The sequence below is a fragment of the Cryobacterium sp. TMT2-14 genome, assembly GCF_004402465.1.
In the GTDB taxonomy this organism is placed as follows: Bacteria; Actinomycetota; Actinomycetes; order Actinomycetales; family Microbacteriaceae; genus Cryobacterium; species Cryobacterium sandaracinum.
This window is the reverse complement of the sequence record NZ_SOFV01000027.1, coordinates 18,874-36,566: the sequence shown is the minus strand read 5'-3', so window position 1 is coordinate 36,566 and position 17,693 is coordinate 18,874. Positions and strand designations below refer to the sequence as shown.

Sequence of the window (17,693 nt, the reverse complement as noted above, 5' to 3'; positions counted from 1 at the left end):
CCCGAGTGCGGGTCCAACACCTTTCGCTGACCGACTTTCGCAACTATGCGCAGGTCGAGGTGCCGTTCGCGCCGGGACCCAATCTGATCGTGGGCCGGAATGGGCAGGGAAAGACGAATCTCGTCGAGGCCTTGGGATTCCTCAGTACCCTCAGTTCGCACCGGGTCTCCAACACGTCCGCCATGATCAGGGCCGGTCGCGACGCCGGCATCATCCGGGCCAAGCTCGAGTTCAACGGCCGCGAGATCCTGACCGAGGTGCAGATCAACCGCTCGGGCTTGAACCGGGCCCAAGTCAACCGGTCGGTGATCAAGACTCGAGAACTCCCACGTTTTTTCTCCAGCGTGCTCTTCGCCCCTGAAGACCTGGCACTGGTTCGGGGTGACCCGTCCGGGCGCCGGCGATTCCTCGACCAATTGCTCGTGCTGCGCACCCCCCGGCTTAGCGGGGTTCTGGCCGACTACGACCGGGTGCTGCGCCAGCGGAATACGCTGCTGAAGTCGGCGCGGGCCTCGGGGGTGCGCACCACCCAGCTTGGAACACTCGAGATCTGGGACGATCGCCTCGTTGCTCTCGGCTCCGAAATCATCGACGAGCGGGCCGAACTCGTTCGCCTGCTCGGGCCACCCCTGGGTGCTGCGTACCGGGCGGTCGCGGGGGAAGACCATGGGCCGATGCTGGTTCCATCGCTCAGCATCCTGGGTGCAGACGAGGATGCAGCGATGGAGGCGATGGCCTCGACGGGCTCGGTTCCCACCGGTTCGGTTTCGTCAGCCTCGGTTTCGACAGGATCGACCACCGGGGATTCGTTTCGCACGGCACTGGCCGCCCTTCGTCGCAAGGAGCTCGACCGGGGTATGACCCTGGTCGGACCGCATCGGGACGACCTGGTCTTCGCGCTCAATGCACTGCCCGCCAAGGGCTATGCCAGCCATGGTGAGTCGTGGTCGTTCGCCCTCGCCCTGAAACTCGCCTCGGCGGAGCTGCTGCGCCGGGACTCGACGACGGGCGACCCGGTCCTGATCCTCGACGACGTCTTCGCCGAACTGGATCTGAGCCGCCGGAGACGTCTGGCCGCCGCCGTCACCGGTTTCGAACAGGTCCTGATCACCGCGGCGGTACTCGAAGACGTGCCGGAAGAACTCACCGAGCACACCATCCACATCCATGCCGGGGCGGTCGTCGATGGCTGAGCCGAGTGAGGCCTCCCGGGTCTACCTGCGCTTCAAGGACGTATTCGGTGACCCAAACGCCAAGCGCAGCCGCGCCCGACGGCGTCCTGGAGCCGAAATCGGCTCGAGCGTTCCGTTCGGTGCGGGCCGGGATCCTCGGGGACTGAGCGATACGATCAACTCGCTCACGCTGCAGCTGGGTTGGAATTCACCACTGGCCCAATCGGAGCTGCTTGCTTCCTGGACCCTGCTGGCCGGCGAGGAGACGTCGAAACACTCGACCCCGGTCGGAATCGACGAGGGCGTTCTGACGGTGCAGTGCGAGTCGACGGCCTGGGCGACGCAGCTGCGCATGATGCGGGTGGAGATAATGACGCATATCGCCGTGAAGTATCCGGACGCAGGCATCGAGTCGATCCGTTTTCAAGGACCTAACGCCCCCTCCTGGAAAAAGGGTCCCAGATCAATTCCAGGGCGCGGTCCACGCGATACCTATGGGTAACTGGCCAAAACAGGTCAACCCGGTGCATTAAACGCCGCAGATGCCCGATTTGGCCCGCAGTGCTTGGCGTCTTTGGTAGGCTAAAGGGTCGCCCGCGCGACGGTCAGGAGCCCCATTACAGATGTCAGTTGACCCACAGATCGAGCCGGAGCACGGATACGGCGCAGACGATATCCAAGTTCTCGAGGGACTTGAAGCCGTTCGTAAACGACCCGGAATGTATATCGGGTCCACCGGACCTCGCGGTCTGCATCACCTCGTCTACGAGATCGTGGACAACTCAGTCGACGAGGCCCTTGCCGGTTATTGCGACACCATCGACATTAAGATCCTGTCGGATGGCGCGGTTCGCGTCGCCGACAACGGCCGCGGAATCCCGGTCGACATTCACAAGGCGGAGGGCCGCTCGACCGTCGAGGTCGTGCTCACCGTGCTGCACGCCGGAGGCAAGTTCGGCGGCGGAGGGTACGCGGTGTCCGGCGGTCTGCACGGCGTGGGCAGCTCGGTTGTCAACGCGCTGTCCAGCCGCCTCGAGGTGGAGGTACGCCGTCAGGGTCACGTCTGGCGCCAGAGCTTCCACGACGGCGTGCCCAACGCTCCCCTCACCATGGACGAGCCGTCGGATGCAACCGGCACCACCATCACGTTCTGGCCAAGTTCGGAGACCTTTGAGACCACGGACTTCGACTTCGAGACTCTGCGAGCCCGCTTCCAGCAGATGGGCTTCCTGAATAAGGGACTCAGCCTCACGCTCACCGACGAGCGCCCGCAGAACCTCGACGACGAGGGCACGCCGGTCACCAGGACCTTCCTCTACGAGAACGGCCTTGTCGACTACGTCGAATATCTCAACCGGGCCAAGAAAGCCGACCTGGTCAACGACGAGATAATCTCGTTCGAGTGGGAAGATCACGAACGCAAGATGGCGCTTGAAGTGGCCATGCAGTGGACCACCGCCTACACCGAGAGCGTGCACACCTACGCGAACACGATCAACACCCACGAGGGAGGCACCCACGAGGAGGGCTTCCGCGCCGCGCTCACCACCCTCGTCAACAAATACGCCCGGGAAAAGGGCATCCTGAAGGAAAAAGACGACAACCTCACCGGTGACGACGTGCGCGAGGGCCTGACCGCCGTGGTCTCGATCAAGCTCGCCGAACCGCAGTTCGAGGGACAGACGAAGACCAAGCTGGGCAACACCGAGGCGAAGTCCTTCGTGCAGAAGGTCGCCAACGACCAGCTATCCGACTGGTTCAACCGCAACCCCAACCCGGCGCGGGAAATCATCCGCAAGGCGCTTCAAGCTTCGAACGCACGGATGGCCGCCCGCAAAGCGCGAGAGACCGCCCGGCGCAAGGGACTCCTCGAGGGTGGCGGCATGCCCGGCAAGCTTAAGGACTGCCAGAGCAAGGACCCATCGCTTTCCGAGATCTTCATCGTGGAGGGTGACTCGGCCGGCGGATCCGCCGTGCAGGGCCGCAACCCCGAGTTCCAGGCGATTCTGCCCCTGCGGGGCAAGATCCTGAACGTGGAGAAGGCCCGGCTCGACCGTGCCCTCGGCAACGCCGAGGTTCAGGCTATGATCACGGCCTTCGGCGCCGGCATGGGCGAAGAGTTCAACCCCGACAAGGTGCGGTACCACAAGATCGTTTTGATGGCCGACGCCGATGTCGACGGCCAGCACATCACGACCCTGCTGCTCACATTGCTCTTCCGGTATATGCGGCCACTTATCGATCTCGGATATGTCTACCTGGCCCAGCCGCCGTTGTACCGCCTCAAATGGGCGAACTCGGCACACGAGTACGTCTACTCCGACCGAGAGCGCGACGCGCTCCTCGAAGACGGAGCCGCGGCCGGCAAGCGCATTCCGAAGGACAACGGGATCCAGCGCTACAAGGGTCTGGGCGAGATGGACTACAAGGAGCTGTGGGAAACCACGATGGCACCCGAGTCCCGCACCCTGCTGCAGGTCACCCTCGACGATGCTGCCGCCGCCGACGAAATCTTCTCCACTTTGATGGGCGAAGACGTCGAGTCCCGCCGTAACTTCATCCAGAAAAACGCGAAGGACGTGCGTTTCCTTGACATCTGACCACTCCGACACCGGCGGCACCTCGGGCGAGGGCCCCGACGGGACCGACATGGACGCCGCGTCCCTGGCAGCAGACACCGCGGCCAAGGCTGCGCATCTCGTGCAGCACGGCAAGATCGATCAGGTCGACCTGCAGCTGGAAATGCAACGCTCCTACCTCGACTACGCGATGAGCGTCATCGTCGGGCGCGCGCTGCCCGACGTGCGCGACGGCATGAAGCCCGTGCACCGTCGCGTCATCTACGCCATGTTCGACGGCGGCTACCGTCCGGACAAGGCGTTCTCCAAGTGTGCTCGCGTGGTGGGCGACGTGATGGGGCAGTTTCACCCCCACGGTGACTCCTCGATCTACGACGCGCTCGTGCGCCTCGTGCAGCCTTGGAGCCTTCGTTATCCGCTGGCCCTCGGGCAAGGCAACTTCGGCTCCCCCGGCAACGACGGCGCCGCAGCCCCACGGTACACCGAAACGAAGATGGCCCCGCTCGCTCTCGAGATGGTGCGCGACATCGACGAGGACACCGTCGACTTCCAGGACAACTACGACGGCCGCACACTCGAGCCCACCGTGTTGCCCTCCCGCTTCCCTAACCTGCTGGTCAACGGCTCGGTCGGCATCGCCGTGGGTATGGCCACAAACATCCCGCCGCACAACCTGCGCGAGGTGGCGGCCGGCGCCCTGTGGTACCTGCAGAACCCCGACGCGACCCGCGATGAACTGCTCGAAGCGCTGATCCAGCGCATCAAGGGCCCCGACTTCCCCACCGGCGCTCAGATCCTCGGCATCAAGGGCATCCAGGATGCCTATCGCACCGGCCGTGGTTCCATCACCATGCGTGCCGTGGTGAGCATCGAGGAGCTCCAGGGTCGCACCTGCCTGGTGATCACCGAGCTGCCCTACCAGGTCAACCCGGACAACCTCGCGATCAAGATCGCCGACCTGGTCAAGGACGGCAAGATCGGCGGCATCGCCGACATCCGTGACGAAACCAGTGGCCGCACGGGCCAGCGCCTTGTGATCGTTCTCAAGCGCGACGCGGTGGCGAAGGTCGTGCTGAACAACCTCTACAAGCACACCCAGCTGCAGGAGAACTTCGGCGCGAACATGTTGGCCATCGTCGACGGGGTGCCGCGCACCCTGTCCCTCGACGGCTTCATTAACGCGTGGGTCGCCCATCAGGTCGAGGTCATCGTGCGGCGCACCCAGTTCCGCCTGAAGAAAGCCGAAGCGGATGCGCACATCCTGCGCGGCTATCTCAAGGCCCTCGACGCCCTCGACGAGGTGATCGCCCTCATCCGTCGCTCCCCCACCGTCGACGACGCTCGTACCGGCCTGATGGAACTGCTGGACGTGGACAAGCTCCAGGCCGATGCGATCCTGACCATGCAGCTGCGACGTCTAGCTGCTCTGGAACGTCAGAAGATCATCGATCAGGCTGCCGAGTTGGAACTGCAGATCGTGGAGTTCCAGTCAATCTTGGCCAGCCCGGAGCGTCAGCGCACCATCATCAGCGATGAGCTCACCGAGATCACCGACAAGTTCGGCGACGACCGGCGCACCGAGATCATGTTCGGCTTCGACGGTGACATGTCGATCGAGGACCTCATCCCCGAAGAGGAGATGGTGGTCACGGTTACCCGCGGCGGCTACATCAAGCGCACGCGCAGTGACAATTACCGCAATCAGCACCGCGGCGGCAGGGGTGTCAAGGGAGCCCAGCTGCGGGCGGACGACGTGGTCGAGCACTTCTTCGTCACGACCACGCACCACTGGCTGCTGTTCTTCACGAACACCGGACGCGTCTACCGGGCCAAGGCCTACGAAGCGCAGGAATCCGGCCGGGACGCGAAGGGCCAGCACGTCGCCAACCTGCTCGCGCTGCAGCCGGGTGAGGAGATCGCGCAGATCCTGGACATTCGCGACTACGGCGTGGCCCAGTACCTGACGCTTGCGACCCGCGACGGCCTGATTAAGAAGACCGAGCTGCGCGAATACGACACGAACCGCACGGGCGGCATCATCGCGATCAAGCTGCGCGAGGGCGACGAACTTGTTTCGGCCCTGCTGGTCGAAAACGACTCCGACCTGCTGCTCGTCTCCAAAAAAGGAATGTCGATCCGGTTCACGGCGTCGGATGAGGCGTTGCGCCCGATGGGACGCAGCACCTCCGGCGTCATCGGAATGCACTTCCGCGGCGAGGACAGCCTGCTGGACGCATCCGTGGTCTCGGGCGACGGCTATGTGTTCGTCGTGACCGAGGGCGGTTACGCCAAGCGCACCGCAGCCGACCAGTACCGCCTCCAGAACCGAGGCGGCCTGGGCATCAAGGTGGCCAAGCTCAACGACGACCGTGGCGACCTGGTGGGTTCGTTGATCGTCGACGAGGAAGACGAGGTGCTCGTGGTACTTGCCAGCGGCAAGGTGGTACGCTCTGACGTCTCCGAAGTCCCGGCCAAGGGACGGGACACAATGGGCGTTGTTTTCGCTAAGTTTGCGGATGAAGACAGAATCATCGCCATTGCGAAAAACACCGAGCGCAATCTGGTGGCCGAGATTCTCGCGGCCGAACCGGAAAACGCCTTGGGAGAGGAAGAACCTGTAAATGAGTAGTGTCGCCGAAAAGCTCGCCAAGAAATCCAGCCGCAAGCCGGCCGCGACCAAGCAGGTGCGGCTCAAGCTCGTCTACGTGGATTTCTGGTCGGCTGTCAAACTGTCTTTCCTGATCGCTCTGTGCCTGGGCATCGTCACGATCGTGGCCACGTTCCTGATCTTTACGATCCTGAACGGAACGGGCATCTTCGGCAAGGTCGATGACCTCTACACCGATATCGCCGGCGCCTCGTCCGATCTGGCCAGCATCCTGTCCATCGGGAACGTGATGGGCTTCGCCTTCGTCGTGGCCATCTTGAACACGGTCGTCATCACTGCGCTGGGAGCCGTATACGCGGTTCTGTACAACCTGAGTGTGAAGATCACCGGCGGCTTGCTCGTCGGATTCACCAACAACTAGTCGTCGGATGTCGCCGGTCGGGTCGCTTTGCGGCTCGATTGGGACAATCCCGCCGAATCGGGTAGTCTCAAACCTGCCCATTAGGGGGATATAGCTCAGTTGGTTAGAGCGCTTCGCTGATAACGAAGAGGTCCCAGGTTCAAATCCCGGTATCCCCACGCAAGAAAAGTTTTGACACAGCGGCATGTAATCCCCGTGATCATGCGGGGCCATAGCTCAATTGGTAGAGCGCCTGCTTTGCAAGCAGGAGGTCCGGGGTTCGATTCCCCGTGGCTCCACAAGGAAGAACGCTCGGCCCCNCCCCTTTTTTTTTTGGGGCCGGGCGTTCTCCATTTATCGGCCCTCAGTCACTTTCGCACAGCTTCACCCTGCGATTTGGTACGGTGAGGCGCATGTCAGCCAGCAACCGCCCCGCACCAGCCGCCGCAATGCCGCCCTCCCGGCCCACGGCCGACAGGCTCGCGATCACGGCCCTCTGGATGGGCATTGTGGCCTTCGCCGGCGGTTGGCTCCCGGTTCTCGGCCTGTTGCTCGCGATCGTAGGGATTGTGCTCGGCATTATCGCGCTGCGGCGCTCGAATCGCCGGGAGCTGGCGCAGATCGGGCTGATCCTCTCGCTCGTCGCTGCGCTGTTCAATGTGGTTATCGACGTGATTGTCGTCATGTCGATTCTGACGCAGCTCGAAGAACTCGAGGGTGCCTCGACGACTCTTCTCGGCTGAGCCGGCAACCCGAAAGAAAAGGGGAGGGCCCGCATCCCATGGATGCGGGCCCTCCCCTGGTGTTGCGGTGCTGCGGTCTAGTCTTCGACTGACGTGGCGGCGGCGGGATCATCTTCAGCGACCCACAGCTCGTCGTCGGCGCGGAAGGTCTGCCAGACGGCGTAGGCGACGCCTGCGGCGGCGGCCAGGGCAACGCCGAGTGCGATGTAGGTGCCGGCGCCAGGACCCTTGTTCTCTAGCACGACAGGCTTCTGGAACCGCACGCGGTTCAGTGCCGCACGAACGCGGGCGTCGCGGGCAACGTCCCCGACGCTCAATACCGAGCCGATGGCCGTGCCGATTCCGCTGCCGATTCCGGGCAACACCCGGTCGATGACCTGGTGGCGAACACCTTCGGCGAGATCCTGAGTGGCCTGCACTCCAGGGCGCAAAAGGTGCTCATAGCTTTCACGCACGCGCGGAGCTACTTCTTCACGGGTGAGGATGCCGGCCTGGCGGCTGGCCTCCCTTGCAATGGCGTTGGCACGCTCGAGCACTTCCTGCTGGTTGTTCCATAATTCGTCTGCGCTCTTACGCAGCCGAGTAAGTTCCTTGCGGCGCTTGCGTGACAGGCTCATCTGGACCCTCCATCGATGTCATGTGGCGAACACTGTCCATCTTGCCACGCAATCGTCTGGGAGGGCTCTGGGTGGAGCCGGTATTCGGAATCCAGCAATCCGGCTGTGCAAGAATTGATTCCATGTCTAAGCACACCGCCGTCGCAACGCTCAATACCACCCTCGGACCGATCAAGGTCAACCTCTTCGGCAATCACGCGCCGAAGACCGTCAAGAACTTCGTCGGTCTCGCAACCGGCGAGATCGAGTGGAAGCACCCCGCCACCGGTCAAACCTCCAACGCACCTCTCTACGACGGTACGGTCTTCCACCGCATTATCAAGGACTTCATGATCCAGGCCGGCGACCCGCTCGGCCAGGGCACCGGCGGACCGGGCTACCAGTTCGACGATGAAATCAACTCGGACCTCGACTTCACACAGCCGTACGTGCTCGCAATGGCGAACGCCGGTATCCAGGGCGGACGCGGAACCAACGGTTCGCAGTTCTTCATCACCGTCGTGCCGACGACCTGGCTGCAGGGCAAGCACACCATCTTCGGTGCCGTCGAAGACGAGGAGTCTCGTGCGATCGTCGCCAAGCTCGCGACCGTGCCCACCGACGGCCGCGACCGTCCGCAGACCGAAGTCGTCATCGAGAGCGTCACCGTCGAGCAGGTCTAGGCTCCGCCTACGATGACAGGCCTGCCCGGAACCGCCGCTAACTTCTGCTACCGGCATCCGGGCAGGCAGAGTTACATCCTCTGCCAGCGCTGCGGCCGCACAATCTGCCCTGACTGCCAGACTCAGGGCGCCGTCGGCGTGATCTGCCCCGAGTGCATGAACGAACAGCGCAGGAATGCCCCGCGCACCAAGCCGGCCATCCTGACCCGGCTGAAGAGCACCTCGCACCCGGTGACCACAGTGATCATCGGCGTCACACTGGCGATATACCTGCTGCAGTTCATCCTGGGTGCTGGTTTCACCAGCCTCCTCTGGTACGCGGGCGTTTACTCCTCTCCCGGGAGCTTTGAGCCCTGGCGCATGCTGACGAGCGTGCTCGTGCACGGCTCCATCTTCCACGTACTGCTGAACATGTACACGCTCTGGATCTTCGGTCAGATCCTTGAGGGAATGCTCGGTCGTGGCCGTTTCCTCGCCCTGTACGTGCTGAGCGGCCTCGCCGGATCCCTGGGCGTCCTGTTCCTGTCCGACCCCCGGATTCCCGTTGTCGGCGCCTCCGGCGCCATCTTCGGCCTGATGGGCGCGTTCCTGATCATCCAGCGACGCCTGGGCGGCAACGCGACCCAGCTTTTGATCCTGGTCGGCATCAACCTGGTGATCGGATTCCTACCGGGGCTGAATGTGGCCTGGCAGGCGCACGTGGGCGGTCTGATCGCTGGTGCGGTGGTCGGGCTGATCTTCGTGCAGACCCGCCGCATCAAGCAGCAGCGGCTGCAGACCGTGCTGATAACGACTTTCGGGGCGTTTCTGGTGGTCGTCAGCGGTGCGATGTTCCTGACCTAGCTCGCCGAGTGAGCCCCGATTGCCCGGGGCAATGTGGGTTCGCGGAGGGTGGCGGAGAAGGTTGTTCCCGATACCGACGCAGGCGCGCAGGGGACCGCGGGGCGGGCGGTACGTGCGGCCCGACCGCCGTGTCTGTCGAGCCCGAGGCCTGCAGCTACTCTGCCCGAACGAATTCGACGGAGATCCTTCTCTAAACAGCCCGTTTGAGCTGAGGAACAGGTGTTTGACCCAGAATCTCCGTCGAATTGGTTCGACGCCGGGCACGGCGCTCCGCCGGGGATGAACGCGTGCCCGCAGTGCGGTCAGCCCGCGACCTTCCGGGAGCGACACAACCAAACGATGAGAACTCACTCCCCTAGGAAGTGGCTTCGGCCGCCTGATCACGCAGATAGCCGGCGAATCCTTCTGGAGTGCGCCCGGCGAGGCGACCGGAGGTAACAACGGGGATCAGTTCGGTGCGAATCTCGCTCACCCTGAGACTACGCAGGGCGGAGACCAGCCGCACGTCCTCATGCCCGTCGACGCGCGCGAATTCTCCGGCGTGCAAATACCGGTCGGCGCGCACTCCGAGGTTCGCACCGTGCACATAGGTGTGGCCCTCGACCAGGCGGTGCTGGGCGTCCCACCGTTCCCTGCCTCCGTCGGACAACCCGTCGTCGGGAACCACGGTTCCCAGGACGAGATCGATGGAGTTGCGGGCGAATGCGAGCTGAACGGTCAGCCAGTTCGGCGGCACAGCGGAGTCGGCATCCGTCGTCGCGATCCACGTCGCCGAGGTGAACCGGTCAGAGGTCGGCACAAGGTGCCGCACCCCGGCGCGGCGGGCAACGCCGACGGCGCCACCGTTCGTCTGGATGCTCGCGAATATCGGCCACTCCGAGGCGACGTCGGCTGTACCATCGCTGCACCGGTCGAGCACGACCACGACGTCGATGACCGGCGGCGCCTGACCGGCCACCCCGCCGACCTCTCCGACGGCCACGGCCAATGCCGACAGGCATCTCGGCAGGAGCTCCTCCTCATTGCGGGCCGGTACCACGACGATGATTCTGTCGATCGCGCCGCGGCCGCTCACGGAACCAGGCCTTCACGTTGTGCGACCGAGCGAGCAGGCGCGGCTTCGAACACCTCGAGCAGGAAGTCGCGTTCCCGATGCTCAACCGTGCGCTCGAACCCAGCCAGCCTGCCGAGCTCTGCGTGCACCTGGTCGCCGGTCAGTGGATATTCCGGCACCGGATGCCGCCAGTGGCAGGCCACGAGCACACCACCGGCAGCAAGGCTATCGCGGCATCGCCCGAGAACCGCTCGCAATTCCTCCGCCGAGAAGTAGTACCCGACCTCGGAGAACACGATGAGATCGAAGGAGCCCTCCGGCCACTCGGTGGGTAGGGTGAGCCGTGCGAAAGTGACGCTGGGGCGTGATACCAGCCGGGCGCGGGCGACTTGGAGCGGCTGCTCGGCGATGTCGACCGCGGCGACAGTGTCGCACCGGTCGGCAAGACCAGCCGTCAGCATGCCGATCGAGCAGCCCAGTTCCAGCGCCGCTCGGTAGCGTTTCCGAGGCAGCGCCGACAGGGTCAGTGACCGCTTGCGCTCCTCGTACCAGCGAGTTTCGAAACTCCACGGGTCACGGTTCCCGGCGTAGAACTCCTCGAAGAAATCCCCGGCCAGACTCGCTCTATTCCCCGACTCTTTCTCAGTTTCGATCTCGATGAAAATCTCATACTCGCGTTCGAAGTGCGCACCGAAGGCCGCCTGGATGATCGCTTCGTCGCCGGGCAGCTCGGACAGCGGCTGCACCTGACTGATGTGCAGAGCCATTGCCCTAGATTTACGCCGACGGTCTTCGGGCGCCAGGTCAAGGGTTCGCAGCACGCCGTCCGACCAGATCGGGTCCCCCGGGGTGGACCAGTGCCAGGCCCAAATCGGGTATTCGAAGAGGCTGACACCTCGGCCGCGGGCCGCGTGGCGGGCGGCCTCGGCCGCCGCCGCATGGTCAGGATGGCCGTCCAGGCTCCAGGGGGCGACCAACCAGGTTCCCGGCCCGCCGGCCCCGAGTTCGACGGAAATCGCCCGGGACGCCTCCTCCGGGCGCTCGGCGAGGGATCCGTCGGGGAGCTCGACCAGGCGCACCAGGGCCGTGGGCGCCAGGGCGGTGACGGCAGCCGTCACCTCAACCCGGCGCAATTCCGCAAGCCGCCCGGGGTCGTGCGTACGGGACCGGGGATGGGAGGCCTCACCATTGGTGAGCACCACAACCGTCACCGGAACTCCGGCTCCCCCGGCCCGGGCGATCAGCCCGCCGGCACCGAGCGTTTCGTCGTCGGGATGCGACGCGACCACGACGAGTCGGCGCAATCCGTCGATGCGCAGTGCCTGCACGCCGGCCGCATCACCGTGCACCGCCGTCCACACGGTTTCGGCCGTGCCAGCATCCGTGTGACTGAAGTTCACCACGGGGATACCCCGGCGTCCCGTAGTCGGCGGCCGAGCGCCGCGTCGTCCCGTTCGGCGTGGTGCTGGCGAACGTAGAGCTGCAGATCGGCGATGCGCCCAGCGTGCCGAGCGTCGAAGGCGAGCGGCGCTGGGCCGAGCGCGTGGCCCGTGCGGGTGATCACCTCGTCGACCGTGCGCGCGACCTGGCCGCGCACCCGCGCTGCCAGGAGTGCGCCCTGGTCGCCGACGGCGTCCCCGGCGTCGATCGCCGCCGCGGCGGCAGCCAGGGAGGTCCCGGCGGCGGTCAGTGCGAGGTCGAGGGCGCCCAGGTGCGCGAGCGCGATCTGATCGGGCTCTCGCTCGAGTACGGACTCCCAGACCCGCCTGGCCAGACCCACGGCGCCACCCCACCAGCAGGCCGCGACGCCGATCCCACCCCAGGCGAAGCCCGGTCTGCGGAGGTACCAGCCGTCGTCGCCGACCGGCCGGGCCATAGTGCCTCGGAACTCGACCGGTCCGCTCGGCACGGCGGGGAGCCCTCGGCTCACCCAGGCGTCCGTGCGGACGGTAATGCCGGGGTCGGCCAGGTCGACCACGAACAGCCGCTGGGTGGTGGCCGCGGTGTTCGCCGTGACCAGGGCGTGGCTGAGCGAGCCGGCGAGCGAGCACCAGGGTTTCGTGCCGTCGAGACGCCACCGTTCGCCGCCGACCAGTCTCGCCTCGAGACGAGACCCTGCGGCCTCGGCGGCGAAGACGCCCCAGCTCGGTTCCGGGCTGCCCCCCGCGACGAGCCCGGCCGGATGCAGGGCGGCCTGGTCGAGGATGGCGAGGGCGTCCAGGTGCGCCTCGGCTACCCGCGCGGCCGTGAGGTCCGCGGCGGCCAGGGAAGCCAGGGTTTCAAGCAGGCGCAGCGTCCGCCCTGACCCTGGTCGGGGAACGGAGCCGCCGAGCGCGCGGGAGAGCCCCAGAGCCCGCCCCGCGTCTCCGTTCACTGCGAAGGCAGCCGTTGCGGCGTCACGCAGGCTGGACTCCGCCGTGCGTTTCCCGGGCACGGTCAGCCAGGTCGGTCGCGGACTTTCTATCCTCGTCAAACCGACCTCCTGGTTTGGTACCGACCACACCAGGCTCCGTGTGCAGGTGCGTGGAACAGGAGGCGCAGCTTCCGACTCAGGCCCTGCCGGCTGGCCTGGTCGGGGCCTTGGCCGGCGCCTTGCGCGGGGTGCGGTTCTCGGCGCTGACCATCCAGGCGTACTGTTCCAGCTTCTCGATAAAGCCGTGCAGGATGTCGGCGCTCGTTGGGTCTTCCTCGTCGACCGCGTCGTGAACGGCACGGATGTTGTCGACCGCCGCGTCGAGGCGTTCGGTGACCAGGCCGACGGTCTCCGAGGTGTCCACCTCTCCGGCGGGGAACTTGGGCAGGTGGGTGGTCGCCGTGACCGTCTCGCTTCGGCCGTCCGGCAGGGCGTCGAGCGCGCGCATCCGCTCGGCCAGCTGGTCGGTGAATAGTCGGGCATCGTCGATGATCTCGTCGAGCTGGAGGTGCAGGTCCCGGAAGTTCTTGCCCACGACGCTCCAGTGCGCCTGCTTGCCTTGCACGTGCAGCTCGATCAGGTCGACGAGAACGGACTGCAGGTTGGAGCCGAGTTCTGCTGATGCTTTCATGAGTTACGCCTCTTCTCACACAGCGGAAACACGTCTCGACCGCGTCTCGGCCGGTGCCCCCGCTTGGTTTCACACAGCACCTTAGCAGGTGCACAATGTGAGACACAGTGCCGGGGTTCAGCGAGCGGTTCGGCCGCGGTCGCCTCCCGGAAAAGTTATCCACAGGTTTGTCCACATGGGGATAATTACACCGTTGTCATTATCCCGTCGCGGGGGTGCGGGACGGGGTCTCGACAGGTGTGATAACCGGGCCGGATAAGGGCGGGATCAGCGCCAGCGGGTGGTCATCAGGAAGCCGACGAAGGCGATCCCGAAACCGACCAGAATGTTCCACGACCCGAAACCAGCGACGGGCAGCGTTCCCTGGCTCACGTAGAAGACGATGATCCAGGCCAGCCCGATGAGCATGAAACCGAACATCACCGGCTTGAACCACACGGCGTTCGGACCGGCCTCGCCGGAGCGGGCGACCTCGGTGCGGGCGGGCTTGCTGCGGGGATTCGAGCGTGACATGCCTGCGATTCTAGCGTCTTTGGCTGGATCGACCGGCAGGCGCCCGGCAGAGAGGACCCACCTCCCCGATTAGAATTGAGACCATGTCCGAGCGAGCAGATCAGCCTCCCGCAGAGGCGACCCGCCACGCCCCCCGCCACAAGAGTCGCCCGCGACTCAGTACCGTGGGGATCATCGGCGAGGTGCTCATCACGGCCGGCGTTCTCGTGCTCGCATTCCTGGGCTGGCAACTCTGGTGGAATGACATGATTATGGCCGGTCAGCAGTCGAAGGCGGCGGCCGAGATCAGCCAGACCTGGATTGACGACGAGCGGTCCAGTCGCGATCAGGCCGCGGATACCCCGCAGACAACCGACCCGGGGGAGTCGGCCCCGGCCGACTTCGGTGACCCGGTCGTCCGTGAGGCTCCCCCCAGCGCCCAATCCTTCGCCGTGCTCTACGTGCCGCGATTCGGGGCGGACTATCACCGGTCCATCGCCGAGGGGATTGGTAACAATGTGCTCAACAGCTCCCGGTCGGGGATCGGCCACTACCCCGACACCCAGATGCCCGGTGAGGTCGGCAACTTCGCCCTGGCGGCGCACCGCAGCGCTAACGGCGGTGGCATGCACCTGATCAACGAACTCCAGCTGGGCGACGCGATCTACGTTCAGACCGCCGATGGCTATTACACCTACCGGTTCCGCGACCTCGAGTACGTCGCCCCGACCGCGGTCGACGTGATCGCGCCGGTGCCGCACAATCCGGATGTGGCGCCCGTCGACCGGTTCATCACGCTCACGAGCTGCAATCCCCTGCTCTCCACGGCCGAGCGCATCATCGCGTACGGTGTTCTCGAGGCGTGGCAACCGACATCTGCCGGCCCGCCGGCCGAAGTCGCGACCGTTATCAATGCCCAGGCCCAGGCCCAGGGCTAGGAGGCTCGGATGTACGCTGCTCTCTGGCGGGTTCTACCCGGACCGGTCTGGCTCCGGATCGTGCTGGTGTTCGTGTTGCTCACAGCCATGTTGTTCGTGCTTGCCACCTGGGCGTTCCCATGGGTGGATTCCATTGTCAACAATCAGGAAGTCACGGTAGGAAGCCCATGACCCGCATCCTCGTCATCGATAACTACGACAGTTTCGTCTACACGCTCAACGGCTACCTGATGGAGCTCGGAGCCGAAACGGTCGTGCTGCGCAACGATGCCTTCGAGCCGGAGGAGGCCGCGGCCCGCATCGCGGAATTTGACGGCGTGCTCATCTCACCCGGTCCCGGCAAGCCGTCCGACGCCGGCGTCTCCGTACCGATCGTGCGCGCCGCCCTCGGTTCCGGTCAGCCCCTGTTCGGCGTCTGCCTGGGGCACCAGGCGATTGCCGAGGCCTTCGGGGCCACGGTCACCAACGCCGAAGAACTCATGCACGGCAAGACCAGCCTGATCACGCACGACGGCAGCGACTTCTACGCCGGCGTGCCGCAGCCGTTCTCGGCGACGCGGTATCACTCGCTCGCCGTCGTCGACGGCACCGTGCCGAGCGACCTGATCGTCACCTCACGCACGCAGGGCGGCGTGATCATGGGGCTCCGGCACGTGAGCGCCCCCATTTTGGGTGTGCAGTTCCACCCCGAGTCGGTGCTGACCGAGGGCGGCTACCTGATGGTGGCCAACTGGCTGGTTCTGGCCGGACTGCCCGGCGCCCGGAAGACGGCCCAGGGGCTCACTCCCCTGCTGAAGCTCAGCTGAGGCAGTCAGCCGCCGGGCCGGGACTCAGTCGGCAGCCGGGCCGGTGCAGTAGACCAGCGTAACCTCGGACTTCTGGGGCACGTCGCCCGGAGCCAGGGACTGCTGGGTCACCGGCGAGCCATCCTGCTGGGGACATGTCTCATCGGGTGTGGGGATGGGGAACAACTGCACGTCGGCTGCGGCGAGCATATCGATCGCCGCGCTCAGGAGCTGACCCTCGAGGTCGGGGAGGGCTACGAGGCCGCTGGAGACGATGAAATCGACCGTGACACCGGTTTTTTCCGTCGTCGCGGCGACTGGGTCGGTTCGGAGCACCAGACCGGCGGCGATGGTCGGAGAGTTCTCCCGAGTGACCGACCCCGCGGTGAGACCGAGGTCCGTCACCGCGGTCTGGGCATCGGCGAGGGGCAGGTTGGTGACATCCGGGACGTCGACCGGCTGGGCGCCGGTGGAGACATAAACCTCGATCAGGTCGGTCGGCTGGGCGATCGTGCCTGCCGGAGGGTCTGTGCGGATCACCTGGTCCTTGGGCACCGTGGCGCTGGCCTCCTCGGCCCGGATCGCGGCCAGGTCACGGTCCAGAAGTGAATTCTGGGCGTTCTCATAGCTGAATCCGGTGAGCGACGGCACCCGGCGCGAGTTGTCGGGCAGATCAACGCTTGGCGTGAGGCTGAAGGCCCAGATCATGACGGAGAGCACGATGACGATGACGCTGAGGATACCGGCCCAGATCCAGATCACGGGTGGGCGGCGCTGCGTGCGCACCATGGTTTCGTCTTCGGTGAGCTGCTTGAGCGCGAGCTCGGAGCCGGAAGCCGCCAGCGGGGCAGCAGCGAACAGCCCGCCGCTGGAGTCATCGGACGTGTGGTACTCCGGAATCTGCCCTGACCCGGCCAGCTCGACGTCGGTGCGGAACTCCACGGCACTCTGGTAGCGCGTGAAACGGTCCTTCGCCAGGGAATGCAGCACGACGGCGTCGAGTGCGGGGGACACCCGGGAGTTGATCGAGCTCGGTTCGACCGGGGCTTCGCTGACGTGCTGGTAGGCGACGGCCACGGCGGAGTCACCGCGGAATGGAGGGCGACCGGCGAGCATCTCGAACAGGACCACGCCCGTGGAGTAGAGGTCGGTGCGGGCATCCACCGATTCACCCTTGGCCTGCTCGGGGGAGAAATAGGAGGCGGTGCCCAGGATCGCCGTGGTCTGCGCCACGGTCGTCGAGGAGTCGGAGATGGCCCGGGCAATGCCGAAGTCCATCACCTTGACCTGACCTGTCTTGGTGATCATGATGTTGCCGGGCTTGATATCGCGGTGCACGACGCCCGCGCGATGAGAGTATTCGAGGGCTGTCAGAACGCCGACGATGATGCGAACGGCCTCGTCGGGCTGAACCGCGCCCTCGCGGATGATGTCCTTGAGCAGTCGACCGTCGACGTATTCCATCACGATGAACGGGATCTGCGATTCGTGGCCGCCGATCTCGGAGACAGACTCCTCGCCCGCGTCGAAGACGCGCACGATGGTGGGGTGAGCCATACGGGCGGCCGCCTGCGCCTCCTGGCGGAAGCGGGTGCGGAATGCCGGGTCGGCGGCAAGCGATGACTTGAGCAGCTTGATCGCGACCGTGCGGCCGAGCCGGGAATCGGTGCCGATGTGCACATCGGACATTCCACCTCGCCCGAGGAGCGCACCCACCCGGTAACGACCGGCGAGCAGACGGCCTTCATCAGTCAAA

General features: G+C 65.3%; 18 protein-coding genes and 2 tRNA genes. 13 read left to right on the top strand and 7 right to left on the bottom strand.

Features of this window, described 5'->3' with window-relative positions; all coding sequences use genetic code 11:
• The first annotated feature begins 5 nt into the window (after positions 1-5).
• The 8 genes from recF (at position 6) to E3O28_RS10190 (ending at position 7,502) form a co-directional block, all read left to right on the top strand.
• Complete coding sequence (gene recF, locus E3O28_RS10225) at positions 6-1,193, top strand: DNA replication/repair protein RecF (protein ID WP_134342737.1); 1,188 nt, start codon at positions 6-8, stop codon at positions 1,191-1,193.
• Positions 1,186-1,674: a DciA family protein gene (locus E3O28_RS10220; RefSeq protein ID WP_233194112.1), complete on the top strand. Its 489-nt coding sequence runs from the start codon at positions 1,186-1,188 to the stop codon at positions 1,672-1,674. The genes recF and E3O28_RS10220 overlap by 8 nt, the downstream gene beginning before the upstream one ends.
• Before the next feature lie 121 nt (positions 1,675-1,795).
• Positions 1,796-3,772, top strand: coding sequence for a DNA topoisomerase (ATP-hydrolyzing) subunit B (gene gyrB / locus E3O28_RS10215; protein ID WP_104100640.1), 1,977 nt, complete (start codon positions 1,796-1,798; stop codon positions 3,770-3,772).
• A 49-nt stretch (positions 3,773-3,821) separates the two neighbouring features.
• Entirely contained in the window at positions 3,822-6,380 is a 2,559-nt protein-coding gene (gyrA, locus tag E3O28_RS10210) for a DNA gyrase subunit A (RefSeq protein WP_134342777.1), read from the top strand.
• Complete coding sequence (locus E3O28_RS10205) at positions 6,373-6,780, top strand: DUF3566 domain-containing protein (protein WP_104100639.1); 408 nt, start codon at positions 6,373-6,375, stop codon at positions 6,778-6,780. The genes gyrA and E3O28_RS10205 overlap by 8 nt, the downstream gene beginning before the upstream one ends.
• 84 nt (positions 6,781-6,864) lie before the next feature.
• Positions 6,865-6,938 (top strand) — tRNA-Ile (locus E3O28_RS10200).
• A gap of 47 nt (positions 6,939-6,985) precedes the next feature.
• Positions 6,986-7,058, top strand: a tRNA-Ala gene (locus tag E3O28_RS10195).
• A 114-nt stretch (positions 7,059-7,172) separates the two neighbouring features.
• Positions 7,173-7,502, top strand: coding sequence for a hypothetical protein (locus tag E3O28_RS10190; RefSeq protein WP_134342739.1), 330 nt, complete (start codon positions 7,173-7,175; stop codon positions 7,500-7,502).
• Positions 7,503-7,579: 77 nt separating this feature from the next.
• Here E3O28_RS10190 and E3O28_RS10185 read toward each other — a convergent pair whose 3' ends face one another.
• Complete coding sequence (locus E3O28_RS10185; RefSeq protein WP_134342740.1) at positions 7,580-8,119, bottom strand: hypothetical protein; 540 nt, start codon at positions 8,117-8,119, stop codon at positions 7,580-7,582.
• A gap of 122 nt (positions 8,120-8,241) precedes the next feature.
• Between E3O28_RS10185 and E3O28_RS10180 the strand changes: the two genes are divergently transcribed.
• Positions 8,242-8,781 (top strand): peptidylprolyl isomerase, encoded by a 540-nt coding sequence (locus E3O28_RS10180; RefSeq protein ID WP_104100636.1) that lies wholly within the window; start codon positions 8,242-8,244, stop codon positions 8,779-8,781.
• A gap of 12 nt (positions 8,782-8,793) precedes the next feature.
• Positions 8,794-9,624, top strand: a complete 831-nt coding sequence (locus tag E3O28_RS10175; protein ID WP_104100635.1) for a rhomboid family intramembrane serine protease — start codon at positions 8,794-8,796, stop codon at positions 9,622-9,624.
• Between the two features lie 355 nt (positions 9,625-9,979).
• Here E3O28_RS10175 and E3O28_RS10170 read toward each other — a convergent pair whose 3' ends face one another.
• From E3O28_RS10170 to E3O28_RS10150, 5 genes are all read right to left on the bottom strand, one after another.
• Positions 9,980-10,699 (bottom strand): glycosyltransferase family A protein, encoded by a 720-nt coding sequence (locus tag E3O28_RS10170; RefSeq protein ID WP_104100634.1) that lies wholly within the window; start codon positions 10,697-10,699, stop codon positions 9,980-9,982.
• Positions 10,696-12,081: a bifunctional PIG-L family deacetylase/class I SAM-dependent methyltransferase gene (locus E3O28_RS10165; RefSeq protein ID WP_134415837.1), complete on the bottom strand. Its 1,386-nt coding sequence runs from the start codon at positions 12,079-12,081 to the stop codon at positions 10,696-10,698. The genes E3O28_RS10170 and E3O28_RS10165 overlap by 4 nt, the downstream gene beginning before the upstream one ends.
• Entirely contained in the window at positions 12,075-13,151 is a 1,077-nt protein-coding gene (locus E3O28_RS10160; protein ID WP_134342742.1) for an acyl-CoA dehydrogenase family protein, read from the bottom strand. The genes E3O28_RS10165 and E3O28_RS10160 overlap by 7 nt, the downstream gene beginning before the upstream one ends.
• Positions 13,152-13,227: 76 nt before the next feature.
• Positions 13,228-13,722, bottom strand: a complete 495-nt coding sequence (locus E3O28_RS10155) for a DNA starvation/stationary phase protection protein (protein WP_104100631.1) — start codon at positions 13,720-13,722, stop codon at positions 13,228-13,230.
• 267 nt (positions 13,723-13,989) lie between these two features.
• Positions 13,990-14,235 carry a cell division protein CrgA gene (locus tag E3O28_RS10150; protein WP_104100630.1) on the bottom strand — a complete coding sequence of 82 codons (246 nt, stop codon included), beginning with the start codon at positions 14,233-14,235 and terminating at the stop codon, positions 13,990-13,992.
• 83 nt (positions 14,236-14,318) lie between these two features.
• Here E3O28_RS10150 and E3O28_RS10145 point away from each other — a divergent pair, with 83 nt between their 5' ends.
• Genes E3O28_RS10145 through E3O28_RS10140 form a run of 3 tightly spaced genes read left to right on the top strand, consistent with a single transcriptional unit; the run spans position 14,319 to position 15,958 of the window.
• The gene (locus E3O28_RS10145) at positions 14,319-15,152 is read left to right on the top strand and encodes a class E sortase (protein WP_134415835.1); all 834 of its coding nucleotides are present in this window, start codon (positions 14,319-14,321) and stop codon (positions 15,150-15,152) included.
• Positions 15,153-15,161: 9 nt separating this feature from the next.
• The gene (locus tag E3O28_RS16350; protein ID WP_146067669.1) at positions 15,162-15,323 is read left to right on the top strand and encodes a DUF4175 domain-containing protein; all 162 of its coding nucleotides are present in this window, start codon (positions 15,162-15,164) and stop codon (positions 15,321-15,323) included.
• On the top strand, positions 15,320-15,958 hold the full coding sequence (locus tag E3O28_RS10140) for a gamma-glutamyl-gamma-aminobutyrate hydrolase family protein (RefSeq protein ID WP_134342744.1): 639 nt from the start codon (positions 15,320-15,322) through the stop codon (positions 15,956-15,958). Before E3O28_RS16350 ends, E3O28_RS10140 begins: the two co-directional genes overlap by 4 nt.
• A gap of 24 nt (positions 15,959-15,982) precedes the next feature.
• On the opposite strand, the gene pknB is transcribed toward E3O28_RS10140, so the two are convergent.
• Positions 15,983-17,692: a Stk1 family PASTA domain-containing Ser/Thr kinase gene (gene pknB / locus E3O28_RS10135; protein WP_104100627.1), complete on the bottom strand. Its 1,710-nt coding sequence runs from the start codon at positions 17,690-17,692 to the stop codon at positions 15,983-15,985.
• Position 17,693: the final 1 nt, after the last annotated feature.